Source organism: Burkholderia sp. AU33803, assembly GCF_002223095.1.
Classification (GTDB): domain Bacteria; phylum Pseudomonadota; class Gammaproteobacteria; order Burkholderiales; family Burkholderiaceae; genus Burkholderia.
Genome location: NZ_NKFJ01000005.1, coordinates 860,508 through 877,099, shown reverse-complemented (window position 1 = coordinate 877,099; position 16,592 = coordinate 860,508). Strand labels below are relative to the sequence as shown.

Annotated in this window: 16 protein-coding genes; 7 read left to right on the top strand and 9 right to left on the bottom strand. The window is 69.0% G+C overall.

Annotated elements, in window-relative coordinates; genetic code table 11:
- Positions 1-15: 15 nt before the first annotated feature.
- A complete protein-coding gene (locus tag CFB41_RS15880; protein WP_089457047.1) occupies positions 16-759 on the bottom strand; it encodes an SDR family oxidoreductase in 744 nt (247 codons plus the stop codon).
- Positions 760-772: 13 nt separating this feature from the next.
- On the opposite strand from CFB41_RS15880, the gene CFB41_RS15875 reads away from it, so the two are divergent.
- Both CFB41_RS15875 and CFB41_RS15870 read left to right on the top strand, forming a co-directional pair.
- The gene (locus CFB41_RS15875) at positions 773-1,966 is read left to right on the top strand and encodes a class I SAM-dependent methyltransferase (RefSeq protein WP_089441339.1); all 1,194 of its coding nucleotides are present in this window, start codon (positions 773-775) and stop codon (positions 1,964-1,966) included.
- An 11-nt stretch (positions 1,967-1,977) separates the two neighbouring features.
- Complete coding sequence (locus CFB41_RS15870; RefSeq protein WP_039355363.1) at positions 1,978-2,172, top strand: DUF2905 domain-containing protein; 195 nt, start codon at positions 1,978-1,980, stop codon at positions 2,170-2,172.
- A 26-nt stretch (positions 2,173-2,198) separates the two neighbouring features.
- Here the strand turns inward: CFB41_RS15870 and CFB41_RS15865 are convergent, their stop codons facing one another.
- The 6 genes from CFB41_RS15865 to CFB41_RS15840 all read right to left on the bottom strand — a co-directional run bounded on the left by CFB41_RS15865 (position 2,199) and on the right by CFB41_RS15840 (position 9,239).
- Complete coding sequence (locus CFB41_RS15865) at positions 2,199-2,420, bottom strand: hypothetical protein (RefSeq protein WP_069249042.1); 222 nt, start codon at positions 2,418-2,420, stop codon at positions 2,199-2,201.
- 100 nt (positions 2,421-2,520) lie between these two features.
- Positions 2,521-3,429, bottom strand: coding sequence for a carbohydrate kinase (locus CFB41_RS15860; RefSeq protein WP_089457046.1), 909 nt, complete (start codon positions 3,427-3,429; stop codon positions 2,521-2,523).
- On the bottom strand, positions 3,426-4,706 hold the full coding sequence (locus CFB41_RS15855) for an AGE family epimerase/isomerase (protein ID WP_089457045.1): 1,281 nt from the start codon (positions 4,704-4,706) through the stop codon (positions 3,426-3,428). The genes CFB41_RS15860 and CFB41_RS15855 overlap by 4 nt, the downstream gene beginning before the upstream one ends.
- A complete protein-coding gene (locus CFB41_RS15850; RefSeq protein WP_089441179.1) occupies positions 4,703-5,725 on the bottom strand; it encodes a LacI family DNA-binding transcriptional regulator in 1,023 nt (340 codons plus the stop codon). Before CFB41_RS15850 ends, CFB41_RS15855 begins: the two co-directional genes overlap by 4 nt.
- A 363-nt stretch (positions 5,726-6,088) precedes the next feature.
- A complete protein-coding gene (locus tag CFB41_RS15845) occupies positions 6,089-7,927 on the bottom strand; it encodes a phosphodiesterase (protein WP_089457044.1) in 1,839 nt (612 codons plus the stop codon).
- A 280-nt stretch (positions 7,928-8,207) separates the two neighbouring features.
- A complete protein-coding gene (locus tag CFB41_RS15840; protein ID WP_089457043.1) occupies positions 8,208-9,239 on the bottom strand; it encodes a bile acid:sodium symporter family protein in 1,032 nt (343 codons plus the stop codon).
- A gap of 346 nt (positions 9,240-9,585) precedes the next feature.
- Between CFB41_RS15840 and CFB41_RS15835 the strand changes: the two genes are divergently transcribed.
- The 3 genes from CFB41_RS15835 to CFB41_RS15825 all read left to right on the top strand — a co-directional run bounded on the left by CFB41_RS15835 (position 9,586) and on the right by CFB41_RS15825 (position 12,636).
- Entirely contained in the window at positions 9,586-10,071 is a 486-nt protein-coding gene (locus tag CFB41_RS15835) for a peptide-binding protein (RefSeq protein WP_089457042.1), read from the top strand.
- Between the two features lie 345 nt (positions 10,072-10,416).
- Positions 10,417-11,493, top strand: coding sequence for a porin (locus tag CFB41_RS15830; RefSeq protein WP_089441176.1), 1,077 nt, complete (start codon positions 10,417-10,419; stop codon positions 11,491-11,493).
- A gap of 180 nt (positions 11,494-11,673) precedes the next feature.
- On the top strand, positions 11,674-12,636 hold the full coding sequence (locus CFB41_RS15825; protein ID WP_039346485.1) for a LysR family transcriptional regulator: 963 nt from the start codon (positions 11,674-11,676) through the stop codon (positions 12,634-12,636).
- Positions 12,637-12,756: 120 nt separating this feature from the next.
- Here the strand turns inward: CFB41_RS15825 and CFB41_RS15820 are convergent, their stop codons facing one another.
- Positions 12,757-13,716 carry a nitronate monooxygenase family protein gene (locus CFB41_RS15820; protein WP_089457041.1) on the bottom strand — a complete coding sequence of 320 codons (960 nt, stop codon included), beginning with the start codon at positions 13,714-13,716 and terminating at the stop codon, positions 12,757-12,759.
- A gap of 266 nt (positions 13,717-13,982) precedes the next feature.
- Here CFB41_RS15820 and CFB41_RS15815 point away from each other — a divergent pair, with 266 nt between their 5' ends.
- A complete protein-coding gene (locus CFB41_RS15815; RefSeq protein ID WP_089457040.1) occupies positions 13,983-14,879 on the top strand; it encodes an alpha/beta fold hydrolase in 897 nt (298 codons plus the stop codon).
- 66 nt (positions 14,880-14,945) lie between these two features.
- Here CFB41_RS15815 and CFB41_RS15810 read toward each other — a convergent pair whose 3' ends face one another.
- Entirely contained in the window at positions 14,946-15,437 is a 492-nt protein-coding gene (locus CFB41_RS15810; RefSeq protein ID WP_011353413.1) for an Lrp/AsnC family transcriptional regulator, read from the bottom strand.
- Positions 15,438-15,549: 112 nt separating this feature from the next.
- On the opposite strand from CFB41_RS15810, the gene CFB41_RS15805 reads away from it, so the two are divergent.
- On the top strand, positions 15,550-16,452 hold the full coding sequence (locus CFB41_RS15805; protein ID WP_089457039.1) for a DMT family transporter: 903 nt from the start codon (positions 15,550-15,552) through the stop codon (positions 16,450-16,452).
- Positions 16,453-16,592 lie beyond the last annotated feature (140 nt).

Below are 16,592 nucleotides of genomic sequence, written 5' to 3'. Positions count from 1 at the left end.
GCGTTTCCGCGCAGTTCATTCATTCGGGCCGGCGGCGGGCGGCACGAGGTGCTCGCCGCCGTCGACGGTCAGCGTCGCGCCGGTGACGCCCGGCGCGCTCGCGAGATAGCAGGCGGCCGCCGCGATGTCGTCCGCGTGCGGCGCGTGGCCGCGCACGAGCGCCGCGACCCGCACCTTCGGCGCGAGCGCCAGTGCGAGCGCCGACGTCGCGCGGTTCAGCGCGGCCTGCATCAGCGCGTGCGACAGCTGCGCCGGTGCCGGGTGAAACAGGGCCTGATCCAGCACGTGGATCGCGCAGGCGCGCAGCGCCTCGTGCTCGCGCGCGGCGTCGGGCGTCGCATCGGCGAGCGCGCGGGCCAGTGCGAGCGGCGCCGTCACGTTGCGCGCGAGGGCGCCGGCGAGCGACGCGCCGTCGACCGTGTGCGCGTCGTCGGCGCCGGCGCTGGCGCTCACGAACACCGCGCACGCGGGCCGGCCGAGCGCCGCGCCGCACGCGGCGACGAGTCCGGCGGCGTCGGCTTCCAGGGCCAGATCGGCGTCGAGCACGACCGCGCGGCGGCCGAGCGCCGCGACTTCGGCGACGAGTGCGTCGGTTGCCGCATGCGGCGCGCCGTGGCTGCGCTGCAGCGCGACGTCCCAGCCGCGCCGGGCGAATCCGGTCGCGAGCGCACGACCGATCGACGCGGCGTCGGCTGCGCTGCCCAGGGCACCCGTGATGAGCGCCACGCGCTGGGTCGACGTATCGGCTGAAACGGTCATTTACAATGCCGGGATGAACCCGAAAGCTCACGAACCCGCTAGTTTACCTGCTCCCGGCCCTGACGCGCTCGCGCAGTCCGAAACCCTCGCCGCGCAACTGCGCGACGAGATCGCGGCGGCCGGCGGCTGGCTGCCGTTCGACCGCTTCATGGAGCGTGCGCTGTATGCGCCCGGCCTCGGTTATTACAGCGGCGGCGCGCGCAAGTTCGGGCGCCGCGCCGACGACGGCAGCGACTTCGTCACCGCGCCCGAGCTGTCGCCGCTGTTCGCGCAGACGCTCGCGCAGCCGGTCGCGGAAGCGCTCGCGGCGAGCGGCACGCGCAGCGTGATGGAATTCGGCGCCGGCACGGGCAAGCTCGCGGCCGGGCTGCTCGCGGCGCTCGACGCGTTGGGCGTCGAACTCGACGCCTACCTGATCGTCGATCTCTCGGGTGAGCTGCGCGAGCGGCAGCGCGACACGATCACGGCCGCCGCCCCGGCGCTCGCCGCCAAGGTGCGCTGGCTCGACGCGCTGCCCGAGCGGTTCGACGGCGTCGTGGTCGGCAACGAGGTGCTCGATGCGATGCCGGTGCGCCTGTTCGCGAAGGCGGGCGGCGCATGGCACGAGCGCGGCGTTGCGCTCGACGCGCGGCAGGCGTTCGTGTTCGAGGACCGTCCGGCCGCACCGGCCGGCCTGCCGCCGGTGCTCGCGGGCCTTGACGATGCGGCGGACGGTTACGTGACCGAGACGCACGAGGCCGCGCTGGCGTTCACGCGCACCGTCTGCACGATGCTCGGGCGCGGCGCGGTGCTGCTGGTCGACTACGGCTTTCCCGCGCACGAGTACTACCACCCGCAGCGCGACCGCGGCACGCTGATGTGCCACTACCGTCACCATGCGCACGACGATCCGTTCCTGTACCCGGGGCTGCAGGACATCACCGCGCACGTCGAATTCACCGGCATCTACGACGCGGCCGTCGCGACCGGCGCCGATTTGCTCGGCTACACGTCGCAGGCGCGCTTCCTGCTGAACGCGGGCATCACCGACGCGTTGTCGGCGATCGATCCGTCGGACATCCACGCGTTCCTGCCGGCCGCGAACGCGGTGCAGAAGCTGATTTCCGAAGCCGAGATGGGCGAGCTGTTCAAGGTGATCGCATTCTCGCGCGGCATCGACGGCACGCTCGACGCGTTCGCGCGCGGCGACCGCTCGCACGCACTCTGACCGGAGCCGACATGCTGCGCTGGCTGATGACGTCGTTCGTCGCGGTGATGATCCTGACGCGCTGCTGGCCGTGGCTCGGCAAGCTCGGCATCGGACGGATGCCGGGCGACGTCACGCTGACGCTCGGCGGGCGGCGCTACCCGTTCCCGTTCATGTCGACGCTGGTGCTGACGATGCTGCTGTCGATGGTGGCGCGGCTGCTCTGAGCCGCGCCGCAAAGAGCGGCGGCGCGCTACAGCTCGATTTCGCCGAGGATCCGGTGCGCGAGCGCCTTTGCCTCTTCGAAGGCTTCCTCCTCGCTGGGGCTCGTCGAGTGGACGTCGTAGCGCGTGTTCTCGGTGTCGTCCCCGTCGTCCCGCGCGAGGATCACGTAACCCTGGAACTGCCCGTTGCCCGCATGCTGGGTATGCGCCTTGGCCGTGTAGATGCCCTTCGTGAACGTGTTGGTGTCCATGGTGCTCTCCCGCAAAAGGACACTTCATCGTAGCACTGCGGCGCAGCATGTACAGCGCGGCTTATCGGTGACCGAACGGGGTCCGGTCGCCATCCTCCCGTCATCGTTCGATCAGTGCGACGACCTCGTCGAGCGTCGGCGCGTGCGCGCCCGTATGCCGGCAGGCCGCGGCGCCCGCCGCCAGCGCGAACACGAGGTGCTCGCGCCAGGTTCGCTGCGGCGCGGCCATCAGGCTGAACAGCATGCCGCCGATCGACGCGTCGCCCGCGCCGACGGTGTCGGCCACCTCGACGCGCGGCGGGCTCGCTTCATGCACGTCGCCGTCCGCGTAGAGCGTCGCTGCCTGCGCGCCGCGCGTGACGAGCACGGCCGCGCGCGGGTTCAGCGCGCGCACCGCGCCGATCGCGTCGGGGCCGTCGCCGCCGAACAGGTGCCGCAGGTCCTCGTCGGACACCTTGATCAGGTCGGCGAGCGCGGCCATCTTCTCGAGCGTCGGCCGGAATGCGGCCGTCATCAGGTTGCGGACGTTCGGGTCGAAGCTGATCTTCACGCCGCGCGCGTGCAGGTCGGCCGCGAGCGCGGCCAGCGTGCCGGCGAGCGGTTCGCGCACGAGGCTGATGCAGCCGAAGTGCGCCCATTTCACGTGATCGGTCCAGCCCGCCGGCAGCCGCGCCGGATCGAACGCGAGGTCGGCACTCGCTTCGCCGATGAAGAAGTACGCGGGCGGGCGGGTCTCGTGGACGATCGCGAGCAGCGGCGGCCGCGCGACGCGCTGCAGGAAGCGCAGGTCGAGCCCGGCCGCTTCGCTCGTGCGCCACAGCACGTCGGAGAAGCAGTCTTCGCCGATCGAGCCCGCGAGCGCGCTCGGCACGCCGAGCCGCGCAACCGCGCGCGCGACGTTCCAGCCGGCGCCGCCCGGCACCGAGGTCCATTGCGCGTCGCCCGCGCGCACCATGTCGGTCAGGATGTCGCCCGCCGACACGAAAGCCGGAAACGTGCCGCCGCTCATTGTGTCGGCTCGCTGCGTTGCGCGCGCGCGAGGGTCGCGAGCACGTCGTAGCACGCGCCCATCGTGTGATAGTCGGTCTTGCCGGCCGGGCTCTTCTCGTCGCTGTACTTGCGGTTGTCGCAGGTGAGGATGCGGTACCACGCGCCGTAGCGGTGATCGACGAAGTGCGCCCAGCTGTAGCGCCAGATCTCGTCGTACCAGTCCCAGAAGCGCTCGCTGCCGGTGCGCGCGCCGAGCATCGCGGCGGCGGCGAAGGTTTCTGCCTGCACCCAGAAATACTTGTTGTGGTCGCAGATCGTGAAGTCGGGGCCGAAGCCGTAGCACAGGCCGCCGTGATCGGCGTCCCACGCGTGCGTGAGCGCCGCGTCGAACAGCTCGGCCGCGCGCGGCACGAGCCAGTCGAGCGGGCGGTGCCGCTCGAGGATCAGCAGCAGCTTCGCCCATTCGGTCTGGTGCCCGGGCTGGAAGCCCCACGGGCGGAAGATGTTCGAGCTGTCTTCCTTGTTGTAATCCCAGTCGACCGACCAGTCCGCATGGTAGTGCTCCCACACAAGCCCGCCCGACAGCGCGGCCTGGCGCTGCGTGATGTGGGACGCGAGCTTTTCCGCGCGATCGAGGTACGTGAGGTGGCCGGTCGCCTCGTACGCCGCGAGCAGCGCCTCCGTCATGTGCATGTTCGCGTTCTGGCCGCGGTACGACGACACGATCCAGTTCGGCGTCGCGTCGTCCGCATAGAGGCCCGCGGCCGCATCCCAGAAACGGTGCTCGGCGAGCTCGAAGGTCGCCGCGATCAGCGGGCGGGCCTCGTCGAGGCCGGCCATCGTCGCGTGCGCGGCCGCGAGCAGCACGAACGCGAGCCCGTAGCAGTGGCGCGTGCCGTCGAGCGTCGCGCGCTTCGCGCCGTCGCGCCAGTCGAGCTCCCAGTCGTAGCCCTGCAGTGCGTCGTCCCAGTGCGCGTCGCGCAGGAAGCGCAGCCCGTGGCGCGCATATTCCAGGTGGCGCGGATCGCCGAAATGCCGGTACGCCATTGCATAGTTGAAGACGAACCGGCAACTGCTGACGAGGTGGCGCGACGTGCGGTTGTAGATGCTGCCGTCGTCGCGGAAGTAGTGGTAGAAGCCGCCCGTCGGGTCGAACGCGTTCGTCGCGTAGAAGCGCAGCGTGTCCTCGACGTGCGACAGCAGGAACGACGGATCGCGGAAACTCGCGACGAACGGCGCTGCTTGCGTGTGGGCGGCCGGCGCGGCCGAGCAGGGTTGGACCGGGGGCATGTTCATGATGATTCGGTGGCCGTGGCGGTATCGAGTGCCGGGGAGCCGGCGGGCTGGCTGCTGGCCCGCACGATCAGCTCGACGGGCAGGGAAATCTCGGTGCGCTCGGGCGCTTCCGCGAGCAGCAGCTCGACGCCGCGGCGGCCGAGCGCCTCCTTGTCGACCGCGAGCGTCGTGAGCGGCGGGCTCGCGTGCGCGGCGGCCGGGATGTTGTCGAAGCCGACGATCGCGATGTCGTCGGGAATGCGCAGCCCGCGCGCGGTGCAGACGCGCTGCGCGGCGAGCGCGGCCGCGTCGTTGTACGCGAACACGGCTTCCGGGCGCGGGCCCGGCGCGTCGAGCAGCTGCTCCATCGCCCGCGCGGCGCCGGTGTCGGGATCGAGCCCCGCATCGATCGTCACTTCGTACGCGGGATCGAACAGCCGCCCGGCCTCGAAGAACGCACGCCGGTAGCCGATTGCGCGCTGCGCGATGCTGTAGTGCGCGGGCGAGCCGCCGATGAACGCGATCCGCGTGCGGCCGGTGGCGAGCAGGTGGCGCATCGCGAGCGCCGCGCCCGTCGCGTTGTCGATGTTCACCGAGCGCAGCCCGGGCGCCCACAGGTCGATCAGCACGAGCGGGCGGCCGGTCGCGGCGAGCGCCTCGATCGTCTCCGGCTCGATGAAGCCGGCCACCGCGATCGCGTCGGGCGCGTGCGGGCGCATCTGGCGCAGCACGTCGTCGTTCGGCCCGACCGTGAGCAGCGTCGGCACGATGCCGCGCTCGCGGCATGCGTCCTCGACGCCGTGCAGCACGTGCGAGAAGAACGGGCTGGCCGGAAAGCGGTTGTGCTGGCGATGCAGCAGGAAAGTGAGCCGGCGGATGCGCGGCCGCAGTTGCGCGGGATCGTAGCCGAGCCGCTGCGCGATCTCGACGATGCGCGCACGCGTCGCTTCGGACAGGCCCGGCTGGTTTTTCAGCGCGCGGGAGACGGTGCCGATCGAAACCTCTGCCGCCCGCGCCACATCGCGAATGGTCGTACCCATCGTTCGGGGTCCGGTTTGTTTAGGGTGGAGGCGATTGTATAGTAAAACGTATTGCGGAATTCGGGCCGGATAGCCGGGGAATACCCGAAAATTCCCGGGTTTTAAGCGCTAATCTGCGAAAACACCGTTACTAAAAATACTAAACAAAACGCGAAAAAGGCAAGGTAGAGAGGCGGGCGCGTCGCGAGCGGGAAACGGGCGGCAAGCTGGCTGGCTTCATCCGTTCACGGCAGCGGTGCCCGATCGCCGCCGCGGGCCACCGCGAAGTCAGTGTGCAACTCACGGTCTGGCTGCCTGGCGGATGAGTGTCCGCCGTCGCCGCACCAGGCGCCGCCGTGTCTGCAAACGACGGTCGCCCGCCGTTCAGCGGATTGCCACGGCCGGCGGCTCGCCGCGATGGCGCAGCGCGGCGCGGCCCGCATCGAGGTCGACGACCGCGAGCCCATCCGGCTGCTGTTTCGCGCGCCGTTTCGCGAGCGCGGCGACCGACGCGATCTCGTCGCTGCCGTAGCGTTTCGCGCCGTGCGCGCCGGCCGCCACACCGACCGCGCCGATCGCCATCGTCACGAAGCCGAAGAATGCCGGGTTGCCGTGGCGGTCCTCGCCGTGCAGCCCGCCCGCCTGACGGTCGGCCTGCGTGTAGAAGAGCTGCGCGCCTTCGTTGAAGCGGGCGATCGCGTCGGCGGCGCGTTCGCGCCAGTCGTCGCGCTGGAACAGCACGAGGAAATCGTCGCCGCCGACGTGCCCGAGAAAGTCGCGCTGCGGGTCGCACACGCCGGCCAGCACCGTCGCCGCGAACTTCAGCACCTCGTCGCCCTGCCAGTAGCCGTACTGGTCGTTGAACGGCTTGAACTGGTTCAGGTCGACGTAGCACGCATGAAAGCCCGCGTCGCGCTGCAGCAGGCGGTCGATGTGCGCGCTGATCGGGATGTTGCCGGGCAGGAACGTCAGCGGGTTCGCGTAGCGCGCGGCCTCGATGCGCATCTCGGTCACCGCGCGCACCAGGCTCTCGCCGGTGCCGAGCCCGACGTAGCGGCCGTGTTCGGTGATCACGAAGCCGTCCGCGAGATAGCGCTGGTCGTGGCTCGCGAGCAGCATCGCGAGCTGCTCGAAGGTCGTCGCGTTGTCGATCATCAGCGGCGCGTCGTTCGCGAACTGCAGGCACGGCTTCTTCCCGAACACCTCGCGGTGATACGGCAGCGCGAAGCGGTCGATGAAGCCGCGGCGATTCACGAGCGCGACGGGCCGCCCGCGTTCGACGAGCGCGACCGCATGCAGGTCGGGCATCCGGTTGAACAGGTCGAGCACGTCGTTGCTGGTCGCGTCGCGCGGCAGCGCCGGCGCCGGCACCAGCATCTTCCCGGCGATCGTGCCGGCCGGCCGCACCGAGCGCGTCGCGCCGGGAAACACCGCGATGTGCGGCGCGCGGATCGCATCGCGCGCGGCCGGCGCGACGACCCGCGACGGCTGCGCGTTCGGCCGGCCGAGCAGGAAGCCCTGTACGCAGCAGATGCCCATGTCGCGCACGACGATCAGGTCGCACTCGTTCTCGATGCCTTCCGCGATCAGTTTCGCGCCGCTCGCCTGCGCGAAGTGCTGCATCGCCTTCACGGCCTCGAACTTCAGCGGGTCGCGGGCGATGTCGTGGATGAAGAAGCGGTCGATCTTCACGACGTCGGGATGCAGGCGCAGCCACAGGTTCATGCTCGCGTTCGCGGTGCCGTAGTCGTCCAGCGCGAACTGGATGCCGGCGTCGCGCAGCGACGCGACCGCCGGGCCGATCTGGGCGACATCGGGAATCGCATTCTGCTCGGTCAGCTCGATCACGATGCGCTCGGCGCCGATTCGCGCGCGGACGAGGAGCTGGCGTGCCCGCTCGCGTTCGCTGGCGAGCTTCAGGATCGTCCCGGCGCTGAAGTTGAGGAACAGCTTGCCGTCGCAGCCGAGTGCCGCGAATGCGTCGAGGCAGGTGCGCGCGGCGGCCTGTTCGAGCGCGATCGTTTCGCCTTCGCGCGCGGCCTGCGCGAACAGCGCGGCGGGCGGTTCGAGGTCGGTGCCGCGCGGGCCGCGTATCAGGCCCTCGTAGCCGACGACCGTCCCCGACCCGAGATCGACGATCGGCTGGAAGACGGCGGCGAGCGCGCGATCCGCGATCAGGCGCGTGATGCTGACGGCAGCGGAGTCGGGGTGGGGCGCGGGCATGGGCGAGGGCAGCCGAATCGACAGGACGCCCGACTTAACGGCATCGCTCGCGGAGAATTGAATGAAGATTTCGTGACGCGATGGGCGCTGGTGGTGCATCGCGCCTGGGGTGCATCGGGAAGGGCGGTGCGGCGGGAAGGCGGGAAGGCGGGAAGGCGGGAAGGCGGGAAGGCGGGAAGGCGGGAAGGCGGGAAGGCGGGAAGGCGGGAAGGCGGGAAGGCGGGAAGCGGGAAGCGGGAACGTCGGGACGGCACCACTCGAGGGCCGTCCCGCCTGCCCGTCAGCGCTTGCCCGGGCTCAGCGCGCCGGACGCCGATGCCGCGTCGCCCTCGTCGTGCTCGCCGCTCATGTCGCGCGCGCCCCAGCGCTGCGCGAGCGCCGCGCACGCCATCAGCTGGATCTGGTGGAACAGCATCAACGGCAGCACGATCGCGCCGACCGCGTTCGCCGAGAAGATCACCTTCGCCATCGGCACGCCGGCCGCGAGGCTCTTCTTCGACCCGCAGAAGATGATCGTGATCTGGTCGGCGCGGTTGAAGCCGAGCCGCTTGCTGACGAACGCGGTCAGCAGCAGCGCGATCGCGAGCAGCACGAGGTTGACGACGAGCAGGCCGCCAAGCGCGCGCGGCGGGATCTGGTGCCACAGGCCTTCGTTGACGGCCTCGCTGAAGGCGACGTAGACGACCAGCAGGATCGAGCCCTGGTCGACGAAGCGCAACACGCCGCGGTTGCGGTCGATCCAGCCGCCGATCACGGGCCGCAGCAACTGGCCGGCGAGGAACGGCACGAGCAGCTGCATCACGATGCTGCCGACGGTGCTCCACGGCGACGCGGCGGCTGCCGACTGCGACGTGATCATCAGCCCGACGAGCGCCGGCGTGACGAAGATCCCGAGCAGGCTCGACGCGGATGCCGCGCACACGGCGGCCGGCACGTTGCCCTTCGCGATCGACGTGAACGCGATCGACGACTGGACCGTCGACGGCAGCGTGCACAGGAACAGCACGCCCGCGTACAGCGTCGGCGTGACGAGCGGCTGCAGCACGGGCTTCAGCGCGAGGCCGAGCAGCGGGAACAGCGCGAACGTGCTGAGCAGCACGACCGCGTGCAGTCGCCAGTGAGTCGCGCCCGCGACCACGGCTTCGCGCGACAGCTTCGCGCCGTGCAGGAAGAACAGCAGGCCGACGGCGATGTTGGTCGCCCAGTTGAACGCATGGGCGGCCGGGCCGCGGCACGGCAGGAAGCTCGCGAGCACGACGGTGCCGACGAGCGCGAGCGTGAAGTTGTCGGGAAGAAAACGGGGACGGGCCATCGGGAACTCGATTCGGAAACGACGAAGGCGCGCGTCGCGCGCGCGGATGGCGCCATTGTCCCGGTCCGCGATTCACTACACAAATGCATTGTGGGAATCGATTGATGAGCCAGTCTCATGCAACAGCGCCCGCAGCACCGGCCCGGCCGTGCGCAAAACGGCAGAAGAATGTTCTGTCGCGGTCGCACCCGGAAGTGAAAAAACCTAGCAGTAACATGGTGTTACACCGATGCCGGCGACATAACACTTTTTGGCTCGACACGCTTTCGGCCCGCTCATAAATTACTGCTGAAAGCCTTGGGTCGGCCGAAAGGAGCCGGCGGCGGGCGTGGACAGGCACTGAACGATGACGGAACGGGTGAAACGGAAGATCGGACGATGGGTGGCAGGCGTGCTCGGCGCGCTGCTGTTGCCGCTCGCGCTCGCGCAACCGCCCCACGGCGGCGGTCATGCGTTCGGCGGCCACGGCTTCGGTGGCGGCGACATGCGCGCGTACGGTCAGCCGGCTGGTAACGGGCCGGTCTGGCGCCGCGTGGCACCCCTGGCCGGCGCACGCGCCGGCGGCGTGAACGGCTCCGGCTCCCGCTGGGGGCTGCGGCCGACGCCGTCGTATGGCCACTACGCCGCGCAAAGCCCGTATCGTCCGATCAGCGCCGACGTGCGCCAGGTGCCGCGCCCGCCGGGCGGCGGCAACGTGCCGCTGCGCGCCGGTTCGATCCGCGCCGACGTCGCGCGCTACAACGAGGAGCGCGGCGGACGTCCGATGCCGCCGCCCCGCTCGCAGGAAGAGCCTGCGCACTCGCCGTATTTCTCCCCGTTCTACCGAAACTGAGCGCCCCCGCGCGCGTCCCTCCGCCGGCTGATGCGAATTCGCCACAGTCGCGCACAGATTTCCGCTGATTTTCCCGTCGCATTGCGCTATCTTTCGCGCCCGGCTCGCGTGTGCCCCGCTGCCGTCCCGCCGCGCGACCGCGTTCGTGCGGGGCCGCCGGCAGGTGCCCGGCCATGTATCGATTCCGCGAAGTTAATGCTGGCGCTATACCAGCAATAAGTGTGCGCAATTTTGGCCGGACGAATGATCCGTAAAGATGGCTGCGCCCCATACGACGCAAGCACTCGGCTCCAAAAAACAACGCTCGCGCCACTTATCGACCATTCGACAAAATCTGGAGATCCAATGAAAGCATTTGCTCGCCGTGCGTCGCGCACGTCCGTCAAGCTGATCGCCGCGGCCGCCTGCGTGGCGGCTGCCGCTCCCGTCCATGCGCAGTCGAGCGTGTCGCTCTACGGTCAGGTCGACGAATGGGTCGGCGCAACCAAGTTCCCGGGCGGCAACCGCGCATGGAACGTGAGCGGCGGCGGGATGTCGACGTCGTACTGGGGCCTGCACGGCGCCGAGGATCTCGGTAACGGCTACAAGGCAATCTTCACGCTGGAAAGCTTCTTCCGCGCACAGAACGGCCAGTTCGGCCGCTTCCAGGGCGACACGTTCTTCGCCCGCAACGCGTACGTCGGCATCGATTCGCCGTACGGCACGGTGACGGCCGGCCGCCTGACGACGCACCTGTTCCTGTCGACGATCCTGTTCAACCCGTTCTACGACTCGTACACCTTCTCGCCGATGGTGTACCACGTGTTCCTCGGCCTCGGCACGTTCCCGACCTACCCGAGCGACCAGGGTGCCGTCGGTGATTCGGGCTGGAACAACGCGCTGTCGTACACGTCGCCTTCGTTCGGTGGCCTGAATTTCGGCGCGATGTACGCACTCGGCAACCAGGCCGGCGACAACGGCTCGAAGAAGTGGAGCGCGCAGTTCAACTACGCGAACGGCCCGTTCGCGGCGACCGCGGTCTACCAGTACGTGAACTTCAACAACGGCCCGCGCGACCTGAGCGCGCTGGTGGCCGGCATGAAGAGCCAGGGCATCGCGCAAGTCGGCGCGACCTACGACCTGAAGTTCGTGAAGCTGTTCGGCCAGTACATGTACACGAAGAACGACCAGGTCGCGGGCAGCTGGCACGTGAACACCGCGCAGGGCGGCGTGTCGGTGCCGCTCGGCGTGGGCAACGCGATGGCGTCGTATGCGTACTCGCGCGATTCGGGCGGCCTCGACCAGACGCGCCAGACCTGGGCCGTCGGCTACGACTATCCGCTGTCCAAGCGCACGGACGTCTACGCCGCGTACATGAACGACCACATCAGCGGCCTGTCGACCGGCAACACGTTCGGCGCCGGCATCCGCGCGAAGTTCTGACGCGCACGCGCGACCGGTGCGCCGGACGCGCGCGAAAAGCGCGTCCGGACTGCATGTTTTCCCGCCAAAACGGCGCTGCGACCCCGCGGCGCCGTTTTGCCTTTCTTGACCTTTCTGTTTCTCCGCCTTTGTTACCCTATCTCGTAATTGGACCATTCCCCGTCATTACGAGCTAGTTCGATGGATACCCTCGTCAGCATGAATGTGTTTCGCTACGTCGTCGAAGTGGGCAGCTTCGTCGGCGCGGCCGAGCGCATGCAGATGTCGGCTGCGATGGCGAGCAAGCACGTGATGCATCTCGAGCAGCAGCTCGGCGCACGGCTGCTGCATCGCACGACACGACGCGTCGCCCCTACCGAGGCGGGACGCGAATACTATGAGCGCCTCGTGCAGGCGCTATCCGAACTCGACGAAGCCGGGCAGGCCGTCGGCGCCGCGAGCGTGGTGCCGCAAGGCCGGCTGCGCGTGACGTCGCTATCGGCGTTCGGGCTGCGGCACGTGATGCAGGCCGTCACCGATTACGCGGGCCGGTTCCCGGACGTGACCGTCGACATGACGCTGTCCGATCGCGTGGTCGACCTGATCGAGGAAGGCTACGACGTCGCGGTGCGCGCGGCGCCGAACGGATTGAAATCGTCGTCGCTGGTCGCGCGGCAGATCGCGACCGCGCACATCCTGCTGGTCGCGTCGCCCGAGTATCTCGAGAAGCACGGCACGCCCGCGACGATCGGCGATCTCGCGCACCACAACTACCTGCGGCGCGACTCGAATTCGACGATGCTCGACTCGCTGGTGATCGACGCGGCCGCCGCGTCGCGCGTGAACCTCAACGGCAACCTGATCGTGAACCATCTCGAAGGGCTGCGTGCGGCCGTGCTCGCGGGCGCGGGCATCGCGCTGCTCGGCACCGAGGTGGTCGGCGACGACATCGAGTCCGGCCGGCTCGTGCCGGTGCTGCTCGATGCGGTGCCGCCGCACGAGGCGCCGATCTACGCGGTCTACGCGAGCCGCCGTCACGTATCCGCGAAGGTGCGTTCGTTCGTCGACTTCCTGGCGGCGCGTTTCGAAGGGCAGTCGCTGTGCCCGTCGATCGAATCGCGCCTGCGCGTGCTGCCGATCACGCGGATGAAGCGCGCGGTCTGAGCCGCCGCGTGCCCCGTTACAGCGGGGCGATGAAAAAAGCGCGAACCGCTGCGGTTCGCGCTTTTTTGTTTTGTCCGACGGCATGCGCGCCGGTGGCGGCCGCGAGGGCCGCCGCATCCGTCAGCGCGGAATGCCGAGTCGCGCCTTCGCGTCGTCGTATTCGCGCTTCAGGCGCTCGACGAGCGCGCCCACGCTCGGCAGGTCGTCCATCAGGCCGACGCCCTGGCCGGCGCCCCAGATGTCCTTCCACGCCTTCGTCTTGTCGCTGCCGAAATTCATCTTGGTCTTGTCGGATTCCGGCAGTGCGTCCGGATCGAGGCCGGCCTTCTCGATGCTCTCGCGAATGTAGTTGCCGTGCACGCCGGTGAAGTGGTTCGTGTAGATGATGTCCGACGATTTCGCGTTCACGATCGCGTGCTTGTAGTCGTCGATCGCGTGCGCTTCCTGCGTCGCGATGAAGCGCGTGCCCATGTACGCGAAGTCCGCGCCCATCGCCTGCGCCGCGAGGATCGAGCCGCCGTTCGCGATCGCGCCGGACAGCACGATCGGGCCGTCGAAGATCTTGCGGACTTCGCCGACGAGCGCGAACGGCGACGTCGTGCCCGCATGGCCGCCTGCGCCGGCCGCGACGAGGATCAGCCCGTCGACACCGGCTTCGAGCGCCTTCTGCGCGTGGCGCAGGTTGATCACGTCGTGCAGCACGATGCCGCCGTAGCTGTGCACCGCGTCGACGATCTCGCGCGCCGGGGCGCGCAGGCTCGTGATGAAGATCGGCACCTTGTGCTCGACGCACACGCGCACGTCGTGCTCGAGCCGCGCATTCGACTGATGGACGATCTGGTTGACCGCGATCGGGCCGATCACCGCGCCGGGATGCTTCGCCTGGTGGTCGGCGAGCTCGGACTGGATCTGCGTGAGCCATTCGTCGAGCAGTTCGGCCGGACGGGCGTTGAGCGCGGGGAACGAACCGACGATGCCCGCCTTGCATTGCGCGAGCACGAGTTCGGGGTAGCTGACGATGAACATCGGCGACGCGATGACGGGCAGCGTCAGGTTCTGCAGGACGGTGGGCAATGCCATGTGATGTCTCCAGTCTCCAGGGGCGCCCGCGCGGTTGCGCCGGCGCCATGCTTTGCGGTCGAACGGTGATTCGAGTGTAGCTGCGAAACGATGTCGTCCTTATTAATACGAACGATCGTGCGATTCTACGCGAGCTTAACAAAATGCGCGGTGTGCCGGCAATCGAGTGAGTGTTCTCTTTCTACGGATTCTGGCTGTTGCCCCGCTGTGCAGAGGCACAAGCGCTCATAAAATAGCCGCCATAACAAACCAACGAGAAATAAACCATGTCGTTTGAGGCGTTTGCACCGTTTCGCGTGACGGTGCAGGACACCGACATCTTCGGTGTCAAAGGCGGCGCGGGTCCGCCGCTCCTGTTGCTGCACGGACATCCGCAAACCCACATGATCTGGCATCGCGTGGCCGCGACGCTCGCGAATCATTTCACGGTGATCGCCACCGACCTGCGCGGCTACGGCGCGTCGGGCAAGCCGCCGAGCGACGCGCAGCACGTGCCGTATTCGAAACGGGCGATGGCGGCCGACCAGGTCGCCGTGATGCGGCATTTCGGCTTCGAGCACTTCCATGTGTGCGCGCACGATCGCGGCGCGCGGGTCGCGCACCGGCTCGCGCTCGATCATCCGGACGCGGTCGAACGGATGATGCTGCTCGACATCGCACCGACGCTCGCAATGTACGAGAAAACCGATCGCACGTTCGCGACCGCGTATTTTCACTGGTTCTTCCTGATCCAGCCGGCGCCGCTGCCCGAGACGCTGGTCGGCGCGCATACCGATGCGTACATCGAGCGCGTGATGGGCAACCGGTCCGCCGGGCTCGCGCCGTTCGCGCCCGAGGCGCTCGCCGCGTACCGCGCCGCGCTCGCGCAGCCGGGCGCCGTGCATGCAATGTGCGAGGACTACCGCGCGTCCGCGACGATCGATCTCGAGCACGACCGTGCGGATCTCGAGCGCGGCAACAAGGTCGCGTGCCCGCTGCGCGTGCTGTGGGGCGAGAACGGGATCGTCGGCCGCTGCTTCGATCCGCTCGACGAATGGCGCCGTGTCGCGCGCGACGTCAGCGGCCGCGCGCTCGAGTGCGGGCACTACATTCCGGAAGAGGCGCCCGTCGCGCTGATCGACGAACTGCTGGCGTTCTTCGAGGCGCGCGACGCGGCTGCATGACGGTACGAGCGGGCACGCGCGGGCTCGCGTGAGCACGTAGGCGGCGCGCACCGCGTACCGGCTCGTTCAGCGGTGCGCGCCGTCGTCCTCGACGAGCGGCGGCAGCCGGCGTGGCACCGGTGTCGACTTCACGATCGCGGTGCTCGTCTCGGCGCGCTCCGTCACTTTCGACAGGATGTCGTCGAGGTGCGCGATCGTGCGCAGGTAGAGCCGGCAGATGAAGCAGTCGTCGCCGGTCACCTTGTCGCACTCCACGAATTCGGGAATCCGCCGCAGCATCTCTTCGACGAGATGCAACTGGCCGGGCAGCGGCTTCACGCGGACGATCGCCTGCAGCGTGTAGCCGAGCGCGCGCGGATCGAGCTCGACGGTGAACGCGGCGATCACGCCTTGCGCCTCGAGCCGCCGCACGCGGTCGGCCGTCGCGGGTGCCGACAGCCCGATCTGCCGGGCGAGTTCGCTGGTGGCGATGCGCGCGTCGTCGGCCAGCGCCGCGAGGATCGCGCGGTCGGTCGCGTCGAGCGACGCGACGGCGGGCGGGGAAAGGCGTTTCGGCATGATCGCTTTGCTTTCGAAGGTGAATCGGTCGATTCACTTCAGTTTAGCCGTGGCTGCCGCGAAAGCAAGTTTCTAGAATCGAAGTCATCCACTCTTCTGAACGGAGTTCACGATGGCTTCGAATGAAATTCGCCGCGGCGCCGCCGAGATGGTCGTCGCGATGATGATGTCCGGTACGATCGGCTGGCTCGTGATGTCGTCGCAGCAGCCGCTGACGAACGTCGTGTTCTTCCGCTGCCTGTTCGGCGCCGCGACGCTCGCGATCGTCTGCGCGGCGTTCGGGTTCCTGCGCCGCGCGCTGTTCTCGCCGCGGATGCTCGCGCTGGCGACCCTCGGCAGCGTCGCGATCGTCGCGAACTGGCTGCTGCTGTTCGCCGCCTATTCGCGCGCGTCGATCTCGATGGCGACCGCCGTCTACAACACGCAGCCGTTCATGCTCGTCGCGCTCGGCGCGATCGTGTTCCGCGAGCGGATCACCGCGTCCACCGTCGCGTGGCTCGCGCTCGCCTTCGTCGGGCTCGTCGCCGTGGTGCGCGTCGAGCCGGCCGTGCTCGCGGTGCCGGGCGAATATCTGGAAGGCGTCGCGCTGTCGCTCGGCGCGGCGTTCCTGTATGCGATCTCGTCGATCGTCACGAAGCACCTGAAGGGCACGCCGCCGCACCTGCTCGCGTTGCTGCAGGCCGGCCTCGGCGTCGTGCTGCTCGCGCCGTTCGCGCACTTCGGCACGTTGCCGGCGACCGCCGGGCAGTGGCTCGACCTCGTCGTGCTCGGCGTCGTGAACACCGGCCTGATGTATGTGCTGCTGTACGGCGCGATCCAGAAGCTGCCGACCGCGATGACCGGCGCGCTGTCGTTCGTTTATCCGGTCGTCGCGATCGTCGTCGATCGCGTCGCGTTCGGGCAGACGCTCGCGTGGACGCAGGTGGTCGGCGCGCTGCTGATCCTGCTCGCGGCGGCCGGCGTGAATCTCGGCTGGCGCATCGTGCCGGCCCGTCGTGCGGCCGTCGGTCACTGAAACGGTCGTGCGATTCGGTGAGCCGCCGTGGAGCAGCGCAGCAGCGCGTCGAATGCGTATTTCAGGGGCGCGTATTGCGCGGAGAGGGCGTGTGCGTGCCGAGCAAAAGCCGTGCGCGCGCACGGGTCCGGGACGCTGTA